This window comes from Burkholderia orbicola (assembly GCF_900100915.1).
GTDB classification, from domain to species: Bacteria; Pseudomonadota; Gammaproteobacteria; order Burkholderiales; family Burkholderiaceae; genus Burkholderia; species Burkholderia orbicola.
The window spans coordinates 1,514,436-1,538,878 of sequence record NZ_FNKW01000001.1 but is presented as its reverse complement, the minus strand read 5'-3'; the positions used below and the strand labels follow the sequence as shown (position 1 = coordinate 1,538,878).

Sequence of the window (24,443 nt, the reverse complement as noted above, 5' to 3'; positions counted from 1 at the left end):
CGCCGGCCGATCCCGGCGCTTTCTCCTAGGCCCTAGCCGCGTAACCATTTCTCACGGCTGGATTGCTGTTGATATAGGCGTTAAGCCCATAGCCTTGAACTGCGAGTCTCTTCATTGTCTCGACGTGCGTGGCGCCGGGCCTTACGTAGGTGTAAGAGTAAGTTCGGAACGTCCCCTGGGTAAATGTCACATTGATAAAGTCCTGCCCCATCTCATATGATGAAATCCCCGAGTCGCCATTTAGATTTAGATAAACAGGCATTTTTTACCTCCGTCGTCGCCCGTGTGGCGTAATTGCCGATAGAAGGATAGGACATTTGGGGAGGGTTCACGGAGAAGTTCATATGAACTCGACGTTGACCGGCATTGCTTGCCCGACTCGCGCAGGCAAGCTCCCCGTGATCGACTATCGGTGTGATGGCGGAAAGGAAAATGCCGACTTATCGCCAGCGCACTGAAGAGGTGGGACGGAAACATACCGCGGAACAACGTCCAGACCGATACGCCCCGTTCCCTGTTTTCTGTCACCAGGCGTGGATCCGCGCTAGTGTGAGAGTGGTTGCTAGGTGCGGACGCGCAACGTACTACCCGGCGGCTCCTTCCCTAAGCGCTGAGATGTAGCGGAGTAAATCGCCGGTGCGCCCATCTGACACGAGCTGTTCAGCTGTCTTATCGTCGAAGGTAGAGAGCGGCTCGTTGCGATACCAAAAGAGCGCGCGCTGTACGTCTCCGGAGACATCGGCCGCAGCTTGGATGACTTTGATCGCGTCCTGAAGAAATCTCTGCATACGCTCCGATCTAACGGCATTGCGGTCTACGCCGGCCAACTGCGCGAGCGTTGGCATGTCGATATGCAAGGCGACGGCGAAGCGTCGTGCTGAGATCAGTGGATTCGCGCCTCCCGATCATTCAAGGACGAGATGAATTGATCGACGCTACTAGGCGGCGTTGAGGCGTGAGCGGTATCGGGATCCATGGCGGTTGGCCTAGAGGTACGCTGCATGCACATCTGCAGCCCGTGTCGACTGATTGCCATTCCACGTAACCATACCTGTATCGAGTGGGACCTGCATCAGAAGCGCGCCATACCCACCACCACGCTAAGTGCACAAAGTGCAACGAAATCAGTGCAGCTAGGACAAAGTGCAGAGAATTGCTTCCACCTGCTCGACATTCGTTTTACAGAGGCCTTTGATTTCTGCGGTTGGAGTGCAAAGAGATGAGTCCGAGTGCGTGCAAGGATTTGCTCCCTGTCTCAGCAAGATCGGGCCTTTTTGTTTTTCTGCAGATCCATTGGCCGACGCGCTAGGTCGCCAATTCGTAGATCACCCTGAACGTCGGCACCGCCAACACGGCGAACCCCGCCGTCATGACCGCGAGCACCGCGGTCCTCTTCCGCAGCAGCGCGCAGACGGCGATCGACAGCCCATAGAATGCGCAAGTCAGAATGATGATCCACCACAGCGCAGCATAGCCCGCGCCGCCTTCGAAATTCGATACGTTCTGCGTGATCCGGGTCGCGACATACCCGGCAACGGTCATGCTTGCGGGCAGGCACAGCACCGAATACAGCACGAAGACGATGATCTGCCGCGGTGTTGGATCGGATGGCGTCATGGATGGCGTTCTGTTGCGGATAGACGGGGGGCACCCGACCGTCCGCCACGCGGGCCGATCAAGGCAGCCGGCAGGATGCGACCGTTTCCCGCGTTTGGCAACCGCCACCGTCCCGCCACTCTGCCCTAAACCCGCCCCAAACTCGGCCGCTTCGGATCATACGTCCACCCCGGCACCAGATAACGCATCGCGACCGCATCGTCGCGCGCCGTACCACCCACCGCGTTGTACAGCGCATGCGCGGCCTCGACCTGCGCGATGTCCAGCTCGATGCCAAGCCCCGGCCGTTCCGGCACGGCCACCTTGCCGCCGACGATCGCGAGCGGTTCGCGCGTGAGCCGCGCATCGCCCTCCTGCCAGATCCAGTGCGTGTCGATCGCGGTGATCGTGCCGGGCGCGGCTGCCGCCGCATGCGTGAACATCGCGAGCGACACGTCGAAGTGATTGTTCGAGTGCGAACCCCACGTGAGCCCCCAGTCGCGGCACAGCTGCGCGAGCCGCACCGAGCCCTGCATCGTCCAGAAATGCGGATCGGCGAGCGGGATGTCGACCGCCTGCAGCCGCACCGCGTGATCCATCTGCCGCCAGTCGGTCGCGATCATGTTGGTCGCGGTCGGAATCCCCGTCGCGCGGCGGAATTCGGCCATCACCTCGCGGCCCGAATAGCCGGCTTCCGGCCCGCACGGATCTTCCGCATACGCAAGCAGGTGGCCTTGCCCGCGGCACAGTGCGATGGCCTCGTCGAGCGACCACGCGCCGTTCGGGTCGAGCGTCGCGCGCGCGTCGGGAAAGCGCGTCTTGATCGCCGCGATCGCTTCCATCTCGTCGGCGCCGGCCATTACGCCGCCCTTCAGCTTGAAATCGGCGAAACCGTAGCGCTCGACCGCGGCTTCGGCCTGCCGCGCGATCGCGGCCGGCGTGAGCGCCTCCTCGTTGCGCAGCCGGAACCAGGCGTCCGAGGCCTGCGCCTCGTCGCGATACGGCAGATCGGTGCGGCGCCGGTCGCCGATGTAGAACAAATACGCGAGCATCGGCACCGCGTCGCGCTGCTGGCCTTCGCCGAGCAGTGCCGCGACCGGCACGTCGAGGTGCTGGCCGAGCAGGTCGAGCAACGCGGCTTCGATCGCGGTGATCACGTTGTCGAGCCGCAGGTTGATCTCGTGCGGCTGGCGCAGCACCGCCGCCTCGCCGGCCGACGTCACTTCGTGGCGGATCGTGCGGCCGGCACCGGCGCCCGCGCCGGACAGCGCCGCGCGCACCGCGTTGAGCGTCGCCTGGTAGCGCCCGATCGACTGGCCGACGACGAGATCCGTCATGCGTTCGAGCGCATGGCGGATGCCTTCGCCGCCCGGCACTTCGCCGACGCCCGTGTGCCCGCTGCTGTCGTCGAGGATCACGAGGTTGCGCGTGAAATACGGCGCGTGCGCGCCGCACAGGTTGAGCAGCATGCTGTCGCGGCCGGCGACGGGAATCACCTGCATGCGCGTGACGCGCGGGGTGCCGGCACGGCTGGGTTCGGACATCGGTTCGCTCCTGGTTCCGGTGGCGTGCGGGCCGCGGGGTGCGCCGGCGCGGCCCGCGCCGTTCATTGAAGCTCGACGCGGCGGATCTCGCCGACGACGAACAGGTAGCAGATCACGGCGACGAGCGCGTGCGCGACGACATAGACGAGCGCGCCGTTGAACGAGCCGCTGCGGTCGACGATATAGCCGATCGCGATCGGCGTCGTGATGCTGGAAAGATTGCCGCACGTGTTGAGCAGCGCGCCGCTCAGGCCGGCGATCTGGCGCGGTGCGGTGTCGGCGTTGACGGCCCAGCCGAGCGCGCCGAGCCCCTTGCCGAAGAACGACAGCGCCATGAACACCACGACGATCACGTGCGAATCGGTGTAGTTGCAGACGATCATCGACATCGACAGCAGCATGCCGATCACGATCGGCACCTTGCGCGCGACCGACAGCGACCGGCCCTGCCTGAGCAGCGCATCGGACACGATGCCGCCGAGAATCCCGCCGAGGAAGCCGCACACGGCGGGGATCGATGCGACGAGCCCCGCGTTGAGGATCGACATCCCGCGCGCCTGCACCAGATAAACGGGGAACCACGTGATGAAGAAGTAGGTGAGGGCGTTGATGCAGTACTGCGCGACGTACACGCCGACCAGCATCCGGTTTCTCAGCAGCGCCTTCACGTGGCGCAGCGACGGGCCGCCGTCGCGCCCACCGGTCGACTGGTCGATGTTGACGAGCGCACCGCCTTCGGCGAGGTAGTCGAGTTCCGCGCGGTTGATGGTCGGGTGGTCCTTGGGGTCGTACATCGTGCGGTTCCACACCAGCACGAACGCGAAGCCGAGCACGCCCATCACCGCGAACACCGACTGCCAGCCGAACGCGTGCACGAGCCAGCCCATCAGCGGCGCGAACACGACGGTCGCCGCGTACTGCGCGGCGTTGAAGATCGCCGACGCGGTGCCGCGCTCGGGCGCCGGGAACCACGCGGACACGATCCGGCTGTTGGCCGGGAACGACGGCGCTTCGGCCGCGCCGACCAGGAAGCGCAGCCCGAACAGCAGCGCGAACGCGGCCGCGCCGCCGAAGAAGCCGATCCCGCCTTGCAGCAGCGTGAACAGCGACCAGAAGAAGATGCTGAATGCGTAGACGATGCGCGACCCGAAGCGGTCGAGCAGCCAGCCGCCCGGCAATTGCGCGATCACGTACGACCAGCCGAACGCGGAAAAGATGAAGCCCATCTGCACGTGGCTCAGGTGCAGCGCGCGGGCGAGGCTCGGGCCGGCGATCGCGATTGCCGCGCGATCCGCGTAGTTGATCGTCGTGACCGCGAACAGGACGGCCAGCACCAGCCAGCGCACGCGGGTGCGCCGGGCCGTTGCCGACGCGGACGCCGGCAGCGCGTGAAGCGGATCCATGACTTGTCTCCTCCGAGGGGCGGAAGGCGCCGTCGTGCGGCAGGCGCGTCGGTGCGCGCGTTGTATGTGTCGATGCCGCCGGCGGGAGGCCGGGCACCGGACGCCGAGGCAGGTGGGGCGTCCGGGCCATTCTGTCATGTCGAAATTTGCGCTTTCATGCCAATTGCTGACTTGATCGATTCAGCATTTGAATCGATCCGGCGAAATACGGTCACGCGCGCGGCTCGATCGTGCTGCCGCTGCCGTGATGGCGCGCCACGTGCTGCGCGAGAAACTCGACGGCGGCGCGCACGCCGGGCAACTGGCCGCGCCGGTGCGGCATCAGCAGCGTCGTCGTGACGGTGCCGGCGCACCAGCCGGGCAGCACGCGCACGAGCGCGCCGGACGCGAGCGCGGCGCCGGCGATCCAGTCGGGCAGGCACGCGAGGCCGAGGCCGGCCGTCGCGGCCTGTAGCAGCAGCGTCGATTCGTCGGCCTGCAGCCGCAGGCGCGGCGTCACGTCGACGGCATCGCCGCCGCGCTGCAGCCGCCACGGCTGCGGGCCCGGGTGGAGCCCGTCGTGCTGCGCGAGATCAGCCGGCGTGTCGGGCGTGCCGGCCCGCGCGAGATAGGCCGGCGCGGCCACGACGACGATCGGCGACGCCGCGAGGGGCCGTTGCACGAGCGCGGAATCGGGCAGCGGCGCGAAATGGCTGCGCACCGCGATGTCGAAGCCTTCCTGCGCGATGTCGACGAGGCGGTCGCTCGCATGAATCTGCAACAGCAGCTTCGGGTGCGTGATCGCCAGCGCCGGCAGGCACGGCGCGAGGATGTGCTGCGCGACCGGCACCGAGCTCGTGATCCGCACGACGCCGGCCGGCTCGGCGGCCTGCCGCAGCACCGCGTCGCGCGCGCTGTCGGCCTCGATCACGGCGGCGCGCGCATGCTCGAAGAATTCGGCGCCGACCGGCGTGAGCCGGAAGCTGCGCGACGTGCGATGCACGAGCCGCGCGCCGAGCGTGCGTTCCAGCTCGGCCACGCGCTTGCTGACCGTCGATTTCGGCAGGTCGAGCCGGCGCGCGGCCGCCGACATGCTGCCGGCCTCCACCGCCTGCACGAACAGGTAGAGATCGTTCAGATTCATTGCCAGCGTCCATATGAAGAAACGATGGGTTTCGATTTTAGCGGCTACTGCGCCATCGTTCGCCATGGGAGCATGACTGCTCGTTCAACTTCTGTGGAATTCCCCGATGTCCCCGATCCTTCTCTACGGTATTCCCGCCGGCTGCTCGTTCGGCTCGATCGTCGCGCTCGAATGGACCGGCCGCCCGTACCGGCTGTCGCGCATCACGATGCCGGGCGCCGTGACGAGCGACGCGTTCCTCGCGCTGAACCCGGTCGCCGAGACGCCGGCGTTCGTCACGGCGAACGGCGACGTGCTGACCGAAAGCATCGCGATCCTCGGCCATATCGGCGCGCAGGCGCTCGACCGCGGCCTCGCGTTTCGGCAGGGCAGCGCGGATTTCGATCAGTTGAACCGGATGCTGGCGTGGCTGAACACGACGTTCTTCAACGCGTTCGGCGCGCTCTGGTACGTGTACGAACACGACACCAAAGGCGCGGAGAAAGCGGCGTTGCAGGCGTACGGTCGCGGCAAGGTGCTGAAGGCGCACCGACAGCTCGAAGCGCTGCTCGAGCGCGGCGAAGGCCCGTGGCTGCTGGGCGCGCGGCGCACGCTGGCCGACGCGTACTTCACGGGAATCGCGCGCTGGGCCGACTATCACGCGGTGTTCGAGCGCGATGCGTTCCCGCGCGTCGCCGCGCTGCGCGAGCGGCTTGCCGACGATGCTGGCGTGCAGTTCGCGCACGCGATCGAGGAGAACCTGCCGCCGCCGGCGTCTTCCGCGTTCGAAGGGCATGTGTCGCTCGACGACGCGCTGGCCAGCGCGCGCGGCATCGTGGTGCCGGCGCGGGCGGTCTGATCGGCAAGCCGGTCGCTCCACAGGACGGAACATGCTGGCGACAATTTTTACCCGGATAATATTGACATTCAATTAATACCCGGATAAAAATAGCGTCATTCCGATTCCAGCCTGCGGGCGACCACGATGACAACCTCCACACTTCTTCCCTCGTACACGGCCTTCGACGGCCACCGGCGGCTCGCGTCGGGTCCGCTCGCAGAGGTCGCGCTCGCGGTCCGGCAAGCGGCCGGCGACGCGATGCCCGGTTCGATCCTGATCTTCGACGACGCGACGGGCCGCTCGATCGACCTGGACCTGCGCGGCACGGCCGACGACATCCGCGCGCGCTATGCGCCGCCGTTGGGCGGCGCCGGCGAGCCGGCCGGCGCGGGCGCAGGCGCAGGCGAACAACGCGGCCGCGGCCGGCCGAAGCTCGGCGTGGTGTCGCGCGAGGTCACGCTGCTGCCGCGTCATTGGGAATGGCTCGGCGCGCAGCCGGGCGGCGCGTCGGTGGCGCTGCGCAAGCTCGTCGAGGACGCGCGGCGCACGCACGCGGCGGCCGACCGGCAGCGCGACGCGCAGGCGCGCGCGTACCACTTCATGTCGGCGATGGCGGGCGACCTACCCGGTTTCGAGGAAGCCGCGCGGGCGCTGTATGCGAACGACCCGGCACGGCTGGCCGAGCTGATCGCCGGCTGGCCCGACGACGTGCGCGACCATGCGCTGGCCCTCGCGCGCGGCGATCTGCCGCCGTCTGCCGAAGACTGCTGACGGAGTGCCGACGCGATGACCGTATTCGACCTCAACCGCGGCGCGCTCGCGCCGGTCGCCGACGAAGTCGACATCGTCGAGCTGCGCGTGACGGGCGCCATTCCGCGCGAACTCGACGGCACGTTGCTGCGCAACGGTCCGAACCCGCCGGGTGGCCGCTTCGAAGGCAACGACATGCTGTCGTGGTGGCCGGAGGCCGCGATGCTGCACGCGATCGCGTTCGACGACGGCCGCGCGGCCGGCTACCGGAACCGTTGGGCGCGCACCCGGCGCTGGGCCGCCGTCCACGCGCCCGGGCAGGCGCCGCATCTGCCCGACACCAATCCGAACGTGAACGTGCTGCAGCATGCGGGCGAACTGCTCGCGCTGGCCGAGGGCGGCGCGCCGCTCGCGATCACCGCCGCGCTCGATTCGTTCGGCGTGCCGGCGCGGCACGCGGGCTTCGACGGCGCGATGACCGCGCATCCGAAGGTCGACCCGGTGACCGGCGAGCTGATCCTGTTCCGCGCGGACTGGCGCGCTCCGTGGCTGCGCTACGGCGTCGTGGATGCGCAGGGCGTGCCGCGCGTCGATCTCGAGATCGAACTGGGCGCGCCGTCGATGATGCACGACCTCGCGATCACCGAAACCCGCAGCCTGCTGCTCGACCTGAACGTCGGCTACGACTTCTCGCTGCTGCAGCAGGGCCACCGGATGCCGCTGCGCTGGCACGACGACCGGCCCGCGCGCATCGGCGTGATCCCGCGCCACGGCGGCGACGTGCGCTGGTTCGGCGTCGAGCCGTGCTTCATCCAGCACGTCGTGAACGCGTACGACTGCGACGCGTCGTGCCTCGTGCTCGATGCGGTGCGCTATCCGTCGTTCCTGCGGCTCGACGCGTGCACGGGCCGCTTCGCCGACAACCCGGTCGGCGAGCTGTGGCGCTACGTGATCGATACGGCGAACGGGCTGATCGACGAAGGGCCGCTCGCCGACGGCGGCATCGAGCTGCCGCGCATCAACGAAAGCCGCACCGGGCGCCGCTACCGCTACCTGTATGCGGTCGAGCAGCCGAACAACGCGGAAATGCGCGGCGTGATGCGTTTCGATCACGCGCGCGGCACGACGATGCATTACGCGGTGCCGGCCGGCGACCAGAACGGCGAGCCGGTGTTCGTGCCGCGCCCGGGCGGCGCCGACGAGGACGACGGCTGGCTGCTGGTGATGGTCTACCGCGCGGCGACGGATATGAGCGACGTCGTGATCCTCGATGCGCGCGCGATCGACGCGGGGCCGGTCGCGACCGTGCACCTGCCGCGCCGCGTGCCGGCCGGGTTCCACGGCGCGTGGGTGCCGCGCGAACGTCGAGCGTGAGCGGCGGCGCGCGTCACTGCGCGCGCAGCGCGTCGACGATCTTCAGCCGCGCGGCGCGCATCGCCGGCAGGAACCCGCCGACGAGCCCCATCACGAGCGAGAACAGCAGCGTCTTCACGACGATCGCGGGCGTCAGCACGAAGCGGAACGACAGGTCCGAGAAAGTCTGGAAGTTGGTCGTCGAGAACGACGCGAACTGCATCAGCGACGCGCACGCGAGCCCCGCGACGCCGCCGACGAAGCCGAGCAGCAGCGCCTCCAGCAGGAACGCGGCGAGCACGCTGGTGCGCTTGAAGCCGAGCGCGCGCAGCGTGCCGATCTCGGCCACGCGGTTCGCGACCGACGCATACATCGTGATCATCGCGCCGATCATCGCGGCGATCGAGAAGATCGTCGACAGCGTGATGCCGAGGATGTTGATGAAGGTCGACAGCGCCTTCGACTGGTCGCCGTAGAAGGTCTGCTCGCGCTTCGCCTCGTCGGTCAGTCGCGGGTCGACGTCGATGTCGGCCTTGAAGCGTGCGAAGCCGTCGGCGCTCGGGATGCGCAGCACCATCGACGAATAGCTGGTGCGCCGGAACGACTGCATCAGCTGGTCGACGTCGCCCCAGATCTCCGAATCGAAGCCGCTGCCGCCCGCATCGAAGATGCCGACGATGGTCCAGTCGCGCTGCGCGAAATGCAGGCGGTCGCCGAGCTGGGTGCCGCTGAAGCCTTTCGCGATCGCGCTGCCGACGACGATCTCCGACGAGCCGGGCGCGAACGGGCGGCCGGCCACGAGCTTCACGTGCGGCCGCAGCGCGAGGCCGGCCGGCGACACGCCGCGGATCACGACGTTCGACGGCTTGCCGGTCGACGTCTTCACGAGCGAAATCAGCACGACGGCTTCCTTCGACACGAGCGGCCGGCCGTCGGGGCCGAGCGCGACGGCCGGGTGCATCTCCAGCGCATTCGCCTGCTGATGGTCGATCGAACTCTGGATCTCGGTCTCGGCGCCCTTGCGGATCACCACCGCGTTGTCGGGCTCGCCGGTCGACACGAGCGTTTTCGTGAGGCCGGCATCGAGCATCTGCACCGTCGCGAACACGAAGATCACGAGCGCCATCCCGCCAGCGGTGAGCGCGGTGGTGAGCCGCCGGGTCCACAGGTTGCGTGCGATGTAGGTGAGCGGGATGGCCATGCGCGTCGCTACCCGATCGCCCGCAGGCCTTCGACGACGCGCACGCGCGCCGCCTGCCACGCCGGCACGATTGCCGCCGCGAAGCCGACCGCGACCGAACACGCGGCCTGCAGCACGACCGTCTCGGTCGACACCTTGAACACCGGGAAGATGCCGCCGGCCGCCTGCTTGAACAGGCTCGCGGCGGGCGGCGTCGCGAGAATCCCGAGCCCGCCGCCGGCCACCGCGATCACGACCGATTCGCCGAACACGATCAGTGCGAGGAACCCGGGGCCGAAGCCCAGCGCCTTCAGCGTCGCGTATTCGGCCGTGCGCTCGCGGGCGCTCATCGCCATCGCGTTGGCCATCACGGCCATGATGATCAGGATCACCACGTACGACACCAGGCGGATCGCCGCGATGATCTGGTTCGACATCGCGACGAAGCCGAGCTGGAACGCCTGCTCGGTCTCGGTCAGCGTCTCGGCGAGCGAGTTCTTGAACACCGCGTCGACGTTGCGCGCGATCGACGCGCCGTCGTCGGGGTTCGCGACGCCGAGCACGAACACGCCGACCTGGTCGGCCTGCTTCGGCGTGCGCTTGCGCACCGTCTCGTTCAGGTAGTCCCAGTGGAATACCAGCTGGCGCGTGATCGTCGAATCGTCGCGGCCATCGAGAATGCCGCGCACGACGAAATCCCACGTGCCCGGATAGATCGTGCCCTTCAGCGGGATCACGTCGCCGACCTTGAAGCCGAACTGCGTCGCGAGCTGGCGGCCGACGAGGCAGCCGCGGCGGTCGCGGGCGTAGTCGGCGCGCTGCTGTGCCGGCAGGATGAATTCCGGATACAGGTCGAGATAGTTGTCCGACACCGCGAAGCTCGCGAAGAAGTTCTTCGGGTCGCGATAGATGCCGCCGAACCAGTTCGAGCGCACCACGGCCGTCACGCCGTCCACGCCGCGGATGCGGTTCTCGTAGCTGACCGGCAGCGGAAACACCAGCGAGATCGCGTTGCGCGTGACGAGCCGGCCGCTGGACGCGGCCGCCGCGCCTGCGTACCACGCGTCGACGACGGTATGCAGCAGCCCGAACGCGAGCACGGCGATCGTGAGCCCGAGCACGGTCAAGAGCGTGCGCAACCGGTGCCGCAGCGCGTTGCGCGCGATCAGCTTCAGCACGAACATCGCGCGCGCTCCCGTCGCCGGTCAGCCGGCGTGCCCATCGATCAGCTCTCCTTTTTCCAGATGGACGAGCGAGCGCGCGGCGCCGGCCGCGTGCGCGTCGTGCGTCACCATGATGATCGTCTTGCCGAGCTCGGCGTTCATCCGCTGCAGCATCGCGAGCACGTCGGTGGCCGACGCGCGGTCAAGGTCGCCGGTCGGCTCGTCCGCGACGATCAGCACCGGATCGGTGATCAGCGCACGCGCGATCGCGACGCGTTGCTGCTGGCCGCCCGACAGCTCGGACGGGTAATGGCTCGTGCGGTCGCCGAGATTCACCATGTCGAGCACGAGCTCGACGCGTTCGCGCCGCTCGCGGCGCGACAGGGGCGTGAGCATCAGCGGCAGCTCGACGTTCTCGAACGCGGTCAGCACTGGCATCAGGTTGTAGAACTGGAAGATGAAGCCGACGTTCGCCGCGCGCCATTCGGCCAGTTGCGCCTCGGCGAGTTGCGAGATGTCGAGGCCGCCGACCCGCAGCTCGCCGCTGTCGGGCCGGTCGATGCCGGCCACGAGGTTCAGCAGCGTGCTCTTGCCGGAACCCGACGGCCCCATCAGCGCGACGAAGTCGCCTTCGCCGATCTCGAGCGAGATGTCGGTCAGCACGGGCACGATCTGGTTGCCGCGCCGATACGACTTCGCGACGTGGCTGAGTTCGACGAGGGGCGTCGGGGCGGCGTTCACGCGCGCTACTTCTTCGCGACGGTCACGTTCGCGCCGTCCTTCAGCTTCGCGCCCGGCGCGAGCACGACCGTGTCGCCGGGCTTCACGCCGCGCACCGCGACGAGCTCGCCGATCCGGGCACCCTTCGTCACGGCCACCGCCTGCACGGCGTCGTCCTTCACGACGAACACGACCGGCCGGCCGTCGCGCTCGACCACCGCGCTCGCCTGCACGGCGGTCACCGGCTGCCGGTCCTGCGGCGTCGCGGGCTTCGACAGGAATGCGATCTTCGCGCTCATGTCGGGCAGCACGCGCTCGTCGCGGTCGACGAAGCGTACCTTCACGAGCACGGTGGCCTTCGAGCGGTCGACGGTCGGCACGATGCGCGACACGCGGCCCGCGAAGCGCAGGTCGGGCAGCGCGTCGAGCTGGATCTCGCACGGCTGCTCCGCGCGGATCTTCGCGATGTTCGATTCGGCGACGTCGGCCTCGACCTCGAGCGTCTCCATGTCGGCGATCGTCACGACCGCGCCCTTGCTGTCCGACGCGGACGAGAACGGCGTGATGTTGTCGCCGACGTTCGCATGCTTGGCGAGCACGATGCCGTCGAACGGCGCGCGGATCACCGTCTGGTCGACCGCGACCTGCGCGGCCTGCGCGTTCGCTTCGGCCGACACGATCGCGGCCTGGTCGCTGTCGAGCGTCGCGCGCGCCTTGTTCACGCGCGCCGTGTCGATGTCGAGCTGCGCGGCCGGCACCGCGCCCTTCGGCGCGAGCGCGGACGTGCGGCGCAATGCGATCTCGGCGTCCTTCAGCTCGGCCTGCGCGACGCCGAGGTTCGCGCGGGAGACCTGCACCTGCGCGCGCGCCTGGGCAAGCGACGCCTGCACGTCGTTGCTTTCGAGGCGCGCGATGATCTCGTTCTGCTTCACGCGCGTGCCTTCGAGTACGCCGAGCCATTCGACGCGCCCCTGACCCTTCGATGCGACCGCGGCCTTGCGCTGCGGCACGACGTAGCCGGTCGCATTGAGCTGCGTGTCGTTCTGGTACGGGTAGGCGGACGTGACGGAGGTGGTGTCGACGGTCGGCCGGCCGGTGAGGGCGAGGCCGGCGCCGATCGCGATGACGATCAGCGCGGCGGCGACCGCGTAGCGGGTCCACCGGCGCCGACGCGGCACCGGTGCGATCGGACGCCGGTCGATTTTCAGTTTGTCCAGATTGTGGTCGGGCAATTTGAGCGCCTCGAGACGGCGGCGGTCGTGTGACCGGCCGCGATCCGGTTTCCGGGGAAAGGGACGGATGGACGCCAGTATAAGCGTCGCCCCGGCGCCGCGCGAGCCGGTTTGCGGCGCCGTGTGGCGGCGGCGCGTCCGGCCCGCGCGGGGCCGGCTGACGCACCCGCCCCCGGGGAAACCCGAGGATGCAAGCAACGTGTCAACTTGCCGCGAAGGCGGTGCGTTATGGAACCAGTGCGTCAGGTTTTGTCGCGACGGAACGGCGAAAGCCGGCCGCGCGGCCTGGGGCTCCGATGCGAATGCCTCGCATCTCTAATTACCGGTACGTTTGATTTTTTCTCCGCTAAAGGAAGAACAATGAAGAAGACGCTCGCTTCGATCATCGCCGCAGCATTCGCTCTCGCATCGGTTTCGGCATTCGCACAGGCGTCCGCGCCGGCAGCCGACACGCCGGCCGCCGCTTCGGCACCGGCCAAGAAGGATCACAGCAAGCCGAAGCACCAGCTGAAGCACCACGGTTCGAAGAAGGGCCAGGCGAAGGCTGCAGCCGCATCGGCCGCCGGCACCAACGACGCAGGCACGCAGAACTAAGCGGCTCGCCGCCACGGCCGGCGTTGCCGGTCATCGGTCGGCCAACCCCGCATGCTCCGGCATGCGGGGTTTTGTTTTTTCAGGCGCCGGGTTCGTCGGGTCCGCCCGCTCCGTCGCGCCGGACGGGCGATGGCGTGCGCATCGCGTCGACCACCGCGCGCATGCGCCGCCAGTGCGAACCTTCCCAGAACACGCGCCGGCACACGTCGCATGCGGCGAAGCGCTGGTGCCGCAGCCGGACGCCGGCCGGCACGCGCGGCGCGGCGGCCGCCGCGTCGAGCGGATGCAGCGGCGCGTTGCAGCGCAGGCACAGCCGGAACGGCCGCATGTGCGGCGCGAGATCGAGCCGCTCGAACAGTTCGCGCAACTGGTCGGCCGGCTGCAGCGCATGCAGGTAGCAGCCGCGCACGACCGCGCGCCGCTTGAGCAGCTCGCGGTCGCGCGTCAGCACGATCCGCTGCTCCCGCTCGGCCAGCGCCGCGAGTTCGTCGTCGCGGTAGTGGTTGTCGTAGCAGGTGTCGAAGCCGGCGAGGCGCAGCAGTTGCGCGAGGCCGCCGAGATGCGCGTCGGCGACGAAGCGCCATGACGCCGCTGGTAGTCCGGTTGCGCCGTCGGCCGCGGGCCGTGCGCGTTCGGGAAAGACTTCGACGCGGTCGCGGTCGTCGAGCGGCCGGTCGAGCGCGGCCGGCGCGTCGTTCACGTACAGCCGGCCGATTTCGGTATGCGGGACGCCGAGCGCCTCGATCGCATGCTTCACCGTCGCATCGCGGGCACACGCGTGTGCGAACGCCCGGTCGCGCTGCTGACGCGCGAGAAAGGCGTTCAGTTCGCCGTGAAAGCGGAAGGTCGCGGTCGCCATCCGTGCAGTATCGCACCGCGCCCGGCCGGCGGCAGACGCTGCAGAGCGCCGGCATCTGTGTTTAACTCGCCGCTTCACGAAGCGAAGGAGCGGGACATGGATCTCGGGTTTATCGGGCTGGGCGAAATGGGGCAGGCGATCGCGACGAACCTGCTGAAGGCGGGCCACACGGTGCGGGTCTGGAACCGGTCGCGCGAGCGGGCCGAGCCGCTCGCGGCATTCGGCGCGCAGATCGTCGACACGCCGGCCGACGCGTTTCGCGGCGACGCCGTGTTCTCGATGCTCGGCGACGATGCGGCCGCGCGTGCGGTGTTCGACGACGCGCTGCTGGCCCAGGCGCCGCGCGGGTTGATCCACGTGAACATGGCGACGGTGTCGGTCGCGCTCGCCGAATCGCTCGCGCACGCGCATGCGTCGCGCGGCATCGACTATGTCGCAGCACCCGTGATGGGGCGACCCGACGTCGCGGCCGCCGCGCGCCTGACGATCATGGCGGGCGGCCCGGCCGAGGCGATCGACCGCGTGCAGCCGCTGTTCGACGCGATCGGCCAGAAGACCTGGCGCTTCGGCTCGCTGCCGCAGCACGCGAACGTCGCGAAGATCGCCGCGAACTTCACGCTCGCGTCGGCGATCGAGACGCTCGGCGAGGCGTCCGCGCTGCTCGGCGCGCACGGCGTCGCGATGCGCGATTTCCTCGACGTGATCACCAGCAGCGTGTTTCCGGGGCCCGTGTACGAAGGCTACGGCGCGATGATCGCCGAGCGGCGCTACGAGCCCGCACGCTTCAAGGCGCGGCTCGGGCTGAAGGACGTCCGGCTCGCGCTGGAGGCCGGCGACGCGACGTCGGTGCCGCTGCCGGTGGCGAGCGTCGTGCGCGACAGCCTGCTCGACGCGCTCGCGCACGGCGGCGGCGACCAGGATTTCGCGGTGCTCGGCGAGGTCGCGCTGCGCCGCGCCGGCCGCTGATACGCGACAGAAGCGCAACCCGCACGGCATAATCGGCGGTTCGTTTCCCCCTACATTTGAGGCAGAGGCAGTCATGAACTTGCATACGTGGTGGCTTTTCGTGGCGACGGTGTTCGTCGTGTCGGCGATTCCGGGCCCGAACATGCTGCTCGTGATGACACACGGCGCGCGGCACGGGCTGCGGCGTTCGTCCGCGACGATGGCCGGTTGCCTGAGCGCGCTGGTGCTGATGCTCGCGGTCTCCGCGGCGGGGCTCGGCGCGGTGCTCGAGGCATGGCCGGCGATGTTCAATACGTTGCGCTTCGCGGGCGCGGCCTACCTGGTCTATCTCGGCGTGAAGGCGTGGCGCGCCCGCGTGGACGACGTGCCGGCGGCCGACGTCGACGCCGTGTCGCAAGGGGCATTGGCCTCGCGCGCGGTGCTGTTCCGCAATGGCTTCCTGGTCGCGGGCAGCAACCCGAAGGCGATCCTGTTCGCGGCCGCGCTGCTGCCGCAGTTCATCAACGCGGCCGAGCCGACGCTGCCGCAGTTCGGCATTCTCGTCGTCACGTTCGCGGTGATCGAGGTGAGCTGGTATCTCGTCTACGCGTCGTTCGGCACGCGCATCGGCGCCACGCTGAAGAGCCAGAGCGTGGCGAAGGTGTTCAACCGTCTGACGGGCGGGCTGTTCGTCGGCTTCGGCGCGATGATGGCGCTGGTTCGGCACTGATTCCCGGCCGACACAGGCGTACCGAACGCCCCGTCCCTCGCGAGAGGGCGGGGCGTTCGGCATTTTGGCGCCGATTCATCGTCGCTTCACCGCCGCTGGCATCACGCGCGCTCATGCCCGCTCATGTTTGCTCACGCCCCCGGCCGATCCCATGCCGCCGCGCCGGACCCGCGGCCGGCCATCAGCCCGAACACCGCCGCCGCACCGGCGAACGCGAACCCGGCACCACACACTGCGCTCCAGCCGCCCCAGGCCCATGCACTGCCCGCGAGCGCCGCACCCAGCGCGCCGCCGACGAAGAACAGCCCGACGAACAGCCCGTTCAGGCGTCCGCGCGCGGCCGGATTCAGCAGGTTGATCGCGCGGCGGCCGATCGTCTGGTCGACGATCACGCCCGCATCGAGCAGCGCCGCGCCGCCGGCCAGCAGCGCGAGCGCGACGCCGCGATGCGCATGCGCATCGAAACCGAACCAGCCGGCGCCGGCGACGCCGAGCACGACGAGCGCCGCGAGCATCGTGCCGTGCGCGAGCCGTTGCGCGGCCGGGCCGTGGCCGTGGTCGCCCGCGCGGCCGGCGAGCGGCGTGACGATCGCGCCGCTCGCGCCGGCGAACGCGAACAGCGCAATGCCGTGCAGGTCGAGCGCGAACGGCGGTTGCGCGAGCCGCAGCCCGACGGCGGTCCAGAATGCGCTGAACGCGGCCATCGCGAGCGCGGCCGACAGCGCATGCCGGCGCAGCACCGGCTCGTCGGCAAGCAGGCGTCCCATCGACGCGAGCAACGCGCGGTAGCTGGCCGTGATCGACGGCGTGCGCGCCGGCAGGCGCAGCGCGAGCACGACGGCGATCGCCGCGTCCGCGAGCGCGGCCAGCAGATAGAACGCCCGCCAGCCGGCCGAGCCCGCGATCAGGCTCGCGAGCGGCCGCGACAGCAGGATGCCGAGCATCAGCCCGCTCATCACGTTGCCGACCGCGCGGCCGCGCTGCGCTTCGGGCGCCATCGACGCGGCCATCGGCACCAGCATCTGGATCACGCTCGACGCGGCGCCGGCCGCGAGCGTTGCAAGCAGGAACACGGCGCCCGACTGCGTGAAGGCGGGCAGCGCGAGCGCCGCCGCGCAGACGGCGAGCGTCGCGACGATCAGGCGGCGGTTCTCGAGCAGGTCGACCAGCGGCACGAGCAACGCGAGCCCGGCCGCGTAGCCGAGCTGCGGCAGCATCGCGACGAGGCCGGCGAGGCCGGGCGGCAGGTGCAGGTCCGCGCTGATCGGGCCGGTCAGCGGCTGCGCGGCGAACAGGTCCATCACGATCACGCCGACCGTCGCGGCGAAGAACAGCGTCATGCCCGTGCTCAGTGCGGGCGGCGCGGCGACGGCGGGCGAAACGGGGGCGGAGCAACGGTCGGCAGGGCAGTTCATCGGAAGCCTGGGGTGGAAATCGAAGGAACTCCCATCGTAGGTGCCTGATGTTTATGCGACAATTGAAATATGTATAACATGATTATGCGAGTTTGTTTTGAATACGCGTGATCTCCAGGCGTTCGTCGCGGTCGTCGACAGCGGGTCGATGGTCGCCGCAGCGGCGAAGCTCCACCTGACGCAGCCGGGCCTGACGCGGCGCGTGCAGAACCTCGAAACCTTGCTCGGTGTGCCGCTGCTCGAACGGCAGAGCAAGCCGCTGAAGCCGACCGCGGCCGGACGCGACGTCTACGCGCTCGCGCGAAACGTGCTCGGCGCCGTCGACGAATTGATGGCAGCGGGCGCGCCGGACAGCGAGCCGTCGGGCGAGTTGCGCATCGGCGTGCCGCCGTTCCTGTCGGAACTTGCGCTGGAGCGGCCGATCGACCGGCTACGCGACGCGTTTCCGCGCCTCACGCTGCGCGTGACGGCCGGCTGGTCGCCGGCCTTGGTGCAGGGCATCGAGCGCGGCGCGCTCGACGTCGCGACCGTGATGGTGCCGGCGAGCGCGGCGCTGCCGGACGCGTTGACGGCGACGCTGCTCGCCACGCAGCCGACGGTGCTCGTCGCCGCGCGCGATTTCCCGCTGCCGGACGGCCCGCTGTCGCTCGATACGCTGTCGGGTTATCCGTGGGTGCTGAGCCAGGACGGCTGCGGGATGCGTTCGGCGCTGAGCCGCGCGCTCGGCGCGGCCGGACTGCCGTTCGACGTCGCGGTCGAGGCATTCGGCTCGGAGTTGCAGTTGTCGCTCGTCGCGCGCGGCGCCGGCATCGGCATCGCGCCGCCGAACGCGCTGGCGCGCAGCGCGCATCGCGAGGCGCTGAGGGTGGTGGAAACGGCGGGGCTGGAAACGCGGATCAACGTGTGGATCGTGCACGGCACGTTGCCGGGCCGGCTGGCGCGGCCCGTCGCGCTGCTGCGCGACGCGCTAGGCGAGGTGCTCGAGCGGGAGAATGGAAAGGGGTCAGGTGCCGTCACGGCGAACTAGAGGCCGCATTCGAGGGAAAATCCTTATTTTCTCTACGGAAATGTTGCATTGCGGAAACCGATTCGATATGATTGGAACTGTCTCCTCCATGTCTCCTCTGATATGGATTCAGCCCGCCACTTAGGCGGGCTTTTTTTTGCCTGCGATTTTGTCGCGGCCTTCCATTCGCCGGCTGTCGCCGCGCTCAGAACTTGTACGTCATCCCGACGTAGCTGATGATCGGGTCCGCTTTCAGGTCCGATTTCGACTCGGCGAGCACCGAGCCGTCCGCCGCCTTGATCGTCACCGTCGACGTCGTCTTCAGCGGGATGTAGGTCACCGATGCCACCAGCCCGAAGTGTTCCGTCAGGTTGTACTGCAGGCCCGCGTTGAACACCGGCTGCCACGACGACGACGCCTTCGCTTCCACCGAGGTCGTCCCGGGCTTGCCCGCGCCCGCCGCGAGGATCGCGCCGAGGTTGTCCTGCGTCTGCTTGATGAAGTTCGTGTTGAGCTGCAGATCGCTGAACCAGTTGTACGACACGCCGAGGCCGAGGAACGGCCGGAACTTCGCGGTGGCCTGCCCGAAGTAGTACTGCAGGATCACCGCCGGGCTCCACTGCCGCACGCTCTTCACGATCGGGTTGACCGACCCCAGCCCGATGTTCTGCGTGCCGAGCGCGCCGGCCGGGCCCGGCGGCTTGATCGTGCCCTGGCCCGACACCTTGAACACCGGCGGCACGCCGGCCACCGACGTCACCGCGATATGGTCGGTCAGGAAGTGGCTGACCGTCAGGCCGACGGTGTCGGCGCCGCTCGTGTGCAGCCCGGTGCCCGCCGACGTGAACGACGGCGGCAGCCGCAGCGGCGTGTTGATCGGCGTCGGCGCGACGTTGGTCGTCATCGGCGTGCTGCTCTGCTGCGGCATGATGTGGAACCAGCCCAGCGTGACGACGTTGCTGCCGGCGCTCTGCGCGTGCGCCGCGAGCGGCGTCACGGCGGCGGCGCCGGCCGCCGCGCAGAGAAGGGTTTTCTTCATCACGGCTTTCCCCTCCGCTTACTGGACGAATGCGCCGATCGTGAAATACGGCGTCGATCCGGCGTTGTCGAGGAAACCGAACACGCCACCCGAGAAGATGAACTTGCCGGTCGGCGACGTGCTGCCCGAACCCGTGTGGATCGTCGTGACCGTGCCCGGCACCTTCTGCGTGTAGTCGAGGTCGAGCGCGGTCGCGAGCGACGCCTGCGACGGCTGGAACGGATCGAGCAGCGTGGCCTGCTTGTCGATCAGCGCGGTGGTCCGGTAATCGAACTGGCTGTCGACGCCGATGTACTCGCCGTTCTGCGAGCCGGCCGCGACGGCCGTCTGCGGCGCGAGGATCGAGATGCTCGATTCGTCGTCGGCGGTCAGGCCCGGCACGCCGTTGCTGTCCGGCGTCGGGTTCGGGTTCGCGACCCCCGTGCGCACGAGGATCGGCACGAGCTGGTTACGCAGCTTGCCGACGATCATGAAGCCCTTGCCCTGCGGCGTGGCCGACAGCGTCGGCTTCAACTGGCTCGCGTAGTTGTTCGACTGGAACGCGCCGCTGCCGTCGGCCGACTGCACGAAATTCGTGCCCTGCTGCGCGCACGCGCCGCCGGCGAACTGGCCGGTCGTGTCGCACTTGGTCCAGGTGCCGTCCGCGTTGATCGTCACCTTCGCGTCGATCGACGCCGGCCCGAATTTCTGCGACGGTACTTCGCCGAAGCCGATGTGGCTGTACGTGCCCGCGACCTTCGTGATGTCGGTTTCGATCGACGAGAAGCCGATGAACGGGTAGTACGGGAATTTCGTGTCGGGCACCGCGGCCTGGCCGAGCACGCCGTCGAACTGGATCTCCTTGCCGGGAATCGTGCCGCCGGCAACGCCGAAGCCGACGAAGATGCGCGCCGGGCGCGACGCATCGAGGCTCGCGCCGTTCAGGCGGAATGCGCACTGGTTCAGCTTGTTGGTCGGCAGCAGCGTTTCCTGCGTGAGCGTGCCGCTGTCGACGGTGCCCGCGCGGGTCGGCGTGACGGTGCCGGTCTTTTGCGGCACCGCCGATTCGACATAGGTGACCTGCCAGGTCATCTTGGTCGTGTCGAGCTGGACCTTCGCGAGTTCGCCGCTGCCCGCGCCGCCCGTGAACACGGTGTTGTAGTCGAGCGTGGCGGGGCAAAGCCGGTCTTCGACGAGCGGGGGCGGATTGTCGCTGCCGCCGCCGCAAGCGGAAAGAAGGGGGGCGGCAAGGGCCGCCGCCAGAATGAGGTTGCGCTTCATGTTGCTCCTCCAGATTTGTCTTTGTGCGGCGGCCAGCTCCCTGTCGGCCGCTTCTGTTGGTCGTACTCGTCCTGCCTGCGCCGTGCCGAGCGCCTTCGTGCCTTCCCTGCCATCCGCGGCGGCAGGCCGGCCGCCGCGTCCTCGATCGCTACTTGCTGATCTGCGCGCCCACGCCGAAGTACGGGGTCGACGACGTCGTCGAATTCGCCGACGTCGACGTGACGCCGCCGTTCACCGTGCCCTGGATCAGCGCTGCATACAGGCCGCCCGTCGCGATCACCACGCCCGATGCGGACGGGTAGCTCGCGCCGCTCGGCGGGGTGGTCTTCGCGTTCAGCAGGCCCGGCGTCGTCTGGCCGTAGTCGAGCGTGAAGCCGTCTTCCTCGGCTTGCGTGGACGGGTTGATGAACGACGCGTTGCTGCCGCGGATCAGTGCGGCCGTGTACTTGAAGTTCGAGTCCGCGCCCGCGTAGCCGCCATCGATCGTGCCCGACGTGACGGCCGTCGCCGCGCCGAGCACCGCGATGCCCGATTCGTCGTCGACCTGCGCGTCGAGGTGCAGCGGCGGCGTGCCGAGGTTCACGTTGCCCGTGCGCACGATCACCGGCACCGTCGCGCCGTTGAGCTGGCCGATCACCATGTGCGCGGTCGCCGACTTGCCGGTCGCGCCGACGATCGGCAGTTGCGTCTGCGGCAGCGTCTGCGGCGCCTTGGTGCTGTCGAAGTAGCCGCCGTTCGCGCTCGTCTTCCACGGATCACCGGTGGTCTGGCAGCCGCCCGACCCGCTCGACGTGCACGCGCCGTTCGCGTCGAACGTCTCGCTCGAGTTCGAGCCCTTCGTCGCGTAGTTGCCCGACGGCACGAGGTGATAGAGCAGCGCGTTGTACGTGCCCGGCAGCTTCGAGAGGTCGGTCGTCGTGTTCGCGAAGCCGAGGAACGGATAGAAGTCGAAGTGACGGTTCGGCACCTGGCCGACGTTCTGCACGACGCCCGGGATGATCGTCAGCCCGTCGTACTGGATCGTCGCGCCGGGAATGCCGCCGCCCGCCACGCCCATGCCGACCAGCAGCATCGGCGGGTTCGCCTGGTTGAAGTCGGCGGCCGTCGAATAGGTCGAGCCGTCCGGCGCGGGGCCGGTGCCCGGCGTGAGGACGAACGCGCAGCGCGTCTGCTCGGCGGTCGGCAGCGTGCCGGTCGGCGGGTGGATGACCTTGCCGGTGATGGTCGTGCCGACGCGGCTCGGCGTGACGGTGCCGGTCTTCAGCGGAATCGGCGATTCAAGCCACTTGAGCGTGTACGTCATCGCGACCGCGTCGATGTTGACGCTGACGATCTCGCCGCTCCCCGCGCCGCCGAGATACGTGCTCTTCACGATATCCGCGTTGGCCGGGCACAGTGCGCCGTTGATCGGCTGCGAAGGCGGCTGCCCTTGCGTGCCGCAACTCGAGCCGGAACATTGGGGCGCATTGATCGGCGCGAGCGCGCCGCCGGAGTCCCCCCCACCACATGCAACCAGGAAAGGGGCAATGGCAAAGGCCGTTGCCACCCCCTTCGATAAGGCGTGCGACATGCCGCTGTCTCCAATCGTTTAATTGTGCGAGCTAATGTCGCTGCCTGGGTTTTTGCTGTCAATTGATGAACCCGTCTAAAAAAGGCGATTGAAACGGGAGCTGCGATTTGAATCCTTGCCCGATAAGGCAATGAGTAAGAATTTAAACGCGAGACAGGCTGCCGAAAGCTGCCGGAGTGGGGGATGTGCGACGCCCGGCACGCTCTTGCAGCGCCTTCCTGCGTATAACGGCAGTGTTTAAATCGACGGGTATCCGGTTTATCCCTATTCGGGATTGACTGGATGAGGAGGGGCTGGATTAATTCACTTGTAATCGCGCAATGGAAAGCTTGTAAATATTTGTAAAGGCGCGATCCGGTGTTTTTATATATTGCCTGATACGGGTAAATAAAAAGCCGGCCAGTGGCCGGCTTTGCATGGCATGCGATGCTGAATCAGCGTTTGAGGCCTGCGTCCTCGGCCGCGCCGATGTTGAGGTTCATGCACTGGATCGCGGCGCCCGACGCGCCCTTGCCGAGGTTGTCGAGGCGCGCGACGGTGACGAAGCGCTCCGCGTTGCCGAACACGAACAGGTCGACGCGGTTCGTGTCGTTGTTCGCCTGCACGTCGAAGAAGCCGCCGTCGAGGTTGGCTTCCGCGTCGAACGGTGCGACGCGCACGAACGCCTCGTCCGCGTAGTACTCGGCGAACACGCGCTGCACGTCCTGCGGTGTCGCGCGCTTCGCGAGCTGCTCGGGCGTGAAGTAGGTCGTCACCGCGAGGCCCTTCAGGAACGGGCCGACGATCGGCGTGAAGATCGGCGCGTTCGCGAGGCCCGTGTGCGCGGCCATTTCCGGCAGGTGCTTGTGCGTGAGGCCGAGCGCGTACGGGCGCGGGCTCGCGAGCTTGCCGCCCGGCGCGGCGCTTTCGTACTCGGCGATCATCGACTTGCCGCCGCCGCTGTAGCCGGTGATCGAGTAGCTGTGCGCGGCGAACGTCGGCGCGACGATGCCCGCATCGACGAGCGGACGCATCGCGAGCACGAATGCCGATGCGTGGCAGCCGGGCACGGCGATGCGCTTCGACGTACGAATCTTCTCGCGCTGCGCGCGGGTCAGTTCGGGCAGGCCGTACGCCCAGTCGGGATTCGTGCGGAACGCGGTGCTCGCGTCGATCAGCGTGGTGTTCGGATTCTCGACGAGCGACGCGGATTCGCGCGACGCGACGTCCGGCAGGCACAGGAACGTGACGTCCGACGCGTTGATCAGGCGGCGGCGCTCGTCGACGTCCTTGCGCTTCGCTTCATCGATGCGCAGGATCTCGATGTCGCTGCGTGCCGACAGGTATTCGAAGATCTTGAGGCCGGTCGTGCCTTCCTGGCCGTCGACAAAAACTTTGGTGCTCATTTCGCTCTCACTGAATGAAACGGGAGCCGCGGCGCCCTGAAACCGCCATTTTAAGACGTCATCCGGCGGCACTGCACCGCGCGGGGCGAAAAAAGACGGCCCGCGGGCCGTCCTGGTGTCCGTTTGACGCCCGCCGGCCCGCGCGCGGGCCGGGGAGGGACGTGCTCAGCGGGCGCCGGCGTCCCAGCGCGCCGTCGCTTCGGCGACGCGCCGGCCGAATGCCTTGCCGGTCTCGAGGTCGCCCGGCAGCGGCCCCTCGTCGGGCGTCGCATCCGCCGGCGACTGCGCGAGCAGGCCCGTGGAGCCGCCGAGGTAATTGATGTCGTTGCGCGTGGCCGCCTTCGAGTTCGCCGGCATCAGGCTCGTGCCGACCCACACCATCCCATGCTGCATCGCCAGCGTGACGAAATATTGAATCGTCGAGAACTTGTCGCCGTTCATCGTCGCGGAGTTCGTGAAGCCCGCGGCGATCTTGTCCTTCCACTTCTGCGTGAACCACGCTTTCGACGTGGCATCGGCGAACTGTTTGAACTGTGCCGACGGGCCGCCCATGTAGGTGGGCGCGCCGAAGACGATCGCGTCGGCCGCGTCGAGCGCGGCCCAGCCTGCGTCGTCGAGGTCGCCGACGGCGATCAGGCGTACGTTCGCGCCGGCATCCTGCGCACCCGCGTGCACGGCTTCGGCCAGTTTCTGCGTATGACCGTAGCCGCTGTGATAGACGATGACGATGTTCGACATGAAGCGTTCTCCGGAAAG

Annotated in this window: 23 protein-coding genes; 7 read left to right on the top strand and 16 right to left on the bottom strand. The window is 68.4% G+C overall.

Annotated elements, in window-relative coordinates; genetic code table 11:
* Positions 1-584: 584 nt before the first annotated feature.
* The 5 genes from BLS50_RS07360 to BLS50_RS07335 form a co-directional block, all read right to left on the bottom strand.
* A complete protein-coding gene (locus BLS50_RS07360; protein ID WP_074801634.1) occupies positions 585-845 on the bottom strand; it encodes a hypothetical protein in 261 nt (86 codons plus the stop codon).
* Between the two features lie 460 nt (positions 846-1,305).
* Positions 1,306-1,617 carry a hypothetical protein gene (locus BLS50_RS07355; protein ID WP_074801630.1) on the bottom strand — a complete coding sequence of 104 codons (312 nt, stop codon included), beginning with the start codon at positions 1,615-1,617 and terminating at the stop codon, positions 1,306-1,308.
* A 125-nt stretch (positions 1,618-1,742) separates the two neighbouring features.
* A complete protein-coding gene (locus tag BLS50_RS07350) occupies positions 1,743-3,140 on the bottom strand; it encodes an enolase C-terminal domain-like protein (protein WP_074802767.1) in 1,398 nt (465 codons plus the stop codon).
* A gap of 62 nt (positions 3,141-3,202) precedes the next feature.
* Complete coding sequence (locus tag BLS50_RS07345; protein WP_074801628.1) at positions 3,203-4,543, bottom strand: MFS transporter; 1,341 nt, start codon at positions 4,541-4,543, stop codon at positions 3,203-3,205.
* A gap of 211 nt (positions 4,544-4,754) precedes the next feature.
* Positions 4,755-5,732, bottom strand: a complete 978-nt coding sequence (locus BLS50_RS07335) for a LysR family transcriptional regulator (RefSeq protein WP_074801625.1) — start codon at positions 5,730-5,732, stop codon at positions 4,755-4,757.
* 40 nt (positions 5,733-5,772) lie between these two features.
* Here BLS50_RS07335 and BLS50_RS07330 point away from each other — a divergent pair, with 40 nt between their 5' ends.
* The 3 genes from BLS50_RS07330 (at position 5,773) to BLS50_RS07320 (ending at position 8,610) form a co-directional block, all read left to right on the top strand.
* Positions 5,773-6,504 (top strand): glutathione S-transferase family protein, encoded by a 732-nt coding sequence (locus tag BLS50_RS07330; protein WP_074801623.1) that lies wholly within the window; start codon positions 5,773-5,775, stop codon positions 6,502-6,504.
* 126 nt (positions 6,505-6,630) lie between these two features.
* Entirely contained in the window at positions 6,631-7,257 is a 627-nt protein-coding gene (locus BLS50_RS07325; RefSeq protein ID WP_074801620.1) for a DUF2239 family protein, read from the top strand.
* Between the two features lie 15 nt (positions 7,258-7,272).
* Positions 7,273-8,610: a carotenoid oxygenase family protein gene (locus BLS50_RS07320; protein ID WP_074801617.1), complete on the top strand. Its 1,338-nt coding sequence runs from the start codon at positions 7,273-7,275 to the stop codon at positions 8,608-8,610.
* A 13-nt stretch (positions 8,611-8,623) separates the two neighbouring features.
* Here BLS50_RS07320 and BLS50_RS07315 read toward each other — a convergent pair whose 3' ends face one another.
* From BLS50_RS07315 to BLS50_RS07300, 4 genes are read right to left on the bottom strand one after another with little or no spacing between them, the layout of a single operon-like run.
* Entirely contained in the window at positions 8,624-9,790 is a 1,167-nt protein-coding gene (locus BLS50_RS07315; RefSeq protein WP_011546675.1) for an ABC transporter permease, read from the bottom strand.
* An 8-nt stretch (positions 9,791-9,798) separates the two neighbouring features.
* On the bottom strand, positions 9,799-10,953 hold the full coding sequence (locus BLS50_RS07310) for an ABC transporter permease (protein ID WP_027808344.1): 1,155 nt from the start codon (positions 10,951-10,953) through the stop codon (positions 9,799-9,801).
* Positions 10,954-10,974: 21 nt separating this feature from the next.
* Entirely contained in the window at positions 10,975-11,673 is a 699-nt protein-coding gene (locus tag BLS50_RS07305; RefSeq protein WP_069232070.1) for an ABC transporter ATP-binding protein, read from the bottom strand.
* A 5-nt stretch (positions 11,674-11,678) separates the two neighbouring features.
* A complete protein-coding gene (locus tag BLS50_RS07300; protein ID WP_074801615.1) occupies positions 11,679-12,884 on the bottom strand; it encodes an efflux RND transporter periplasmic adaptor subunit in 1,206 nt (401 codons plus the stop codon).
* Positions 12,885-13,244: 360 nt separating this feature from the next.
* On the opposite strand from BLS50_RS07300, the gene BLS50_RS07295 reads away from it, so the two are divergent.
* Positions 13,245-13,478 carry a hypothetical protein gene (locus BLS50_RS07295; RefSeq protein ID WP_023477920.1) on the top strand — a complete coding sequence of 78 codons (234 nt, stop codon included), beginning with the start codon at positions 13,245-13,247 and terminating at the stop codon, positions 13,476-13,478.
* A 79-nt stretch (positions 13,479-13,557) separates the two neighbouring features.
* Here the strand turns inward: BLS50_RS07295 and BLS50_RS07290 are convergent, their stop codons facing one another.
* Positions 13,558-14,337: a Mut7-C RNAse domain-containing protein gene (locus BLS50_RS07290; protein WP_074801612.1), complete on the bottom strand. Its 780-nt coding sequence runs from the start codon at positions 14,335-14,337 to the stop codon at positions 13,558-13,560.
* Between the two features lie 96 nt (positions 14,338-14,433).
* On the opposite strand from BLS50_RS07290, the gene BLS50_RS07285 reads away from it, so the two are divergent.
* Both BLS50_RS07285 and BLS50_RS07280 read left to right on the top strand, forming a co-directional pair.
* The gene (locus BLS50_RS07285) at positions 14,434-15,303 is read left to right on the top strand and encodes an NAD(P)-dependent oxidoreductase (protein ID WP_011546669.1); all 870 of its coding nucleotides are present in this window, start codon (positions 14,434-14,436) and stop codon (positions 15,301-15,303) included.
* A 73-nt stretch (positions 15,304-15,376) separates the two neighbouring features.
* A complete protein-coding gene (locus BLS50_RS07280) occupies positions 15,377-16,012 on the top strand; it encodes a LysE family translocator (RefSeq protein WP_074801609.1) in 636 nt (211 codons plus the stop codon).
* Between the two features lie 131 nt (positions 16,013-16,143).
* On the opposite strand, the gene BLS50_RS07275 is transcribed toward BLS50_RS07280, so the two are convergent.
* Positions 16,144-17,427, bottom strand: a complete 1,284-nt coding sequence (locus BLS50_RS07275) for an MFS transporter (protein ID WP_074801606.1) — start codon at positions 17,425-17,427, stop codon at positions 16,144-16,146.
* A gap of 97 nt (positions 17,428-17,524) precedes the next feature.
* Between BLS50_RS07275 and BLS50_RS07270 the strand changes: the two genes are divergently transcribed.
* Entirely contained in the window at positions 17,525-18,454 is a 930-nt protein-coding gene (locus BLS50_RS07270) for a LysR family transcriptional regulator (RefSeq protein ID WP_074801603.1), read from the top strand.
* Positions 18,455-18,638: 184 nt separating this feature from the next.
* On the opposite strand, the gene BLS50_RS07265 is transcribed toward BLS50_RS07270, so the two are convergent.
* The 5 genes from BLS50_RS07265 to BLS50_RS07245 all read right to left on the bottom strand — a co-directional run bounded on the left by BLS50_RS07265 (position 18,639) and on the right by BLS50_RS07245 (position 24,425).
* A complete protein-coding gene (locus BLS50_RS07265; RefSeq protein ID WP_074801600.1) occupies positions 18,639-19,472 on the bottom strand; it encodes an OmpW/AlkL family protein in 834 nt (277 codons plus the stop codon).
* Between the two features lie 18 nt (positions 19,473-19,490).
* Positions 19,491-20,732 (bottom strand): DUF2957 domain-containing protein, encoded by a 1,242-nt coding sequence (locus tag BLS50_RS07260; RefSeq protein WP_011694100.1) that lies wholly within the window; start codon positions 20,730-20,732, stop codon positions 19,491-19,493.
* A gap of 148 nt (positions 20,733-20,880) precedes the next feature.
* Entirely contained in the window at positions 20,881-22,302 is a 1,422-nt protein-coding gene (locus tag BLS50_RS07255) for a DUF2957 domain-containing protein (protein WP_006477399.1), read from the bottom strand.
* Positions 22,303-22,736: 434 nt separating this feature from the next.
* Positions 22,737-23,687, bottom strand: coding sequence for an N-acetyl-gamma-glutamyl-phosphate reductase (gene argC, locus BLS50_RS07250; protein WP_053526517.1), 951 nt, complete (start codon positions 23,685-23,687; stop codon positions 22,737-22,739).
* Positions 23,688-23,852: 165 nt separating this feature from the next.
* Positions 23,853-24,425: a flavodoxin family protein gene (locus BLS50_RS07245; RefSeq protein WP_011546661.1), complete on the bottom strand. Its 573-nt coding sequence runs from the start codon at positions 24,423-24,425 to the stop codon at positions 23,853-23,855.
* Positions 24,426-24,443: the final 18 nt, after the last annotated feature.